Here is a 258-nt window from a genome sequence, read left to right on the forward strand (position 1 = left end):
TTTATCAAAGCCCACAACGAAAGCCCTACCCCTTACAGGTGGGTCAAATCCGCAGACCAAATCCTCGCATCGGTCAAGCGCTTCTGCCAGAAGACAATGAGACGAACTTCAGATTCAGGTGACTAGGCTCAGGACTCATTACATCCACCAAATGACGGCTGCGGCGAGTGCGATGGCGCTCATGAAGTTTTGGATATTGCGGTCGAAACGGGTCGCGATGCGCCGCCAGTCCTTCAAGCGGCAGAACATGCGTTCGAT

The 258-nt window shown here is 53.5% G+C and carries 2 pseudogenes; one reads left to right on the top strand and one right to left on the bottom strand.

The window, feature by feature from the left end:
- A pseudogene (locus C5748_RS27600) lies at nucleotides 1-126 on the top strand (IS630 family transposase); the annotation flags it as partial.
- A 12-nt stretch (nucleotides 127-138) separates the two neighbouring features.
- On the opposite strand, the pseudogene C5748_RS27605 reads toward C5748_RS27600, so the two are convergent.
- Nucleotides 139-258 (bottom strand): annotated as a pseudogene (locus C5748_RS27605) (IS5/IS1182 family transposase); the annotation flags it as partial.

The organism is Phyllobacterium phragmitis, from assembly GCF_002980495.1.
Taxonomy (GTDB): domain Bacteria; phylum Pseudomonadota; class Alphaproteobacteria; order Rhizobiales; family Rhizobiaceae; genus Paramesorhizobium; species Paramesorhizobium phragmitis.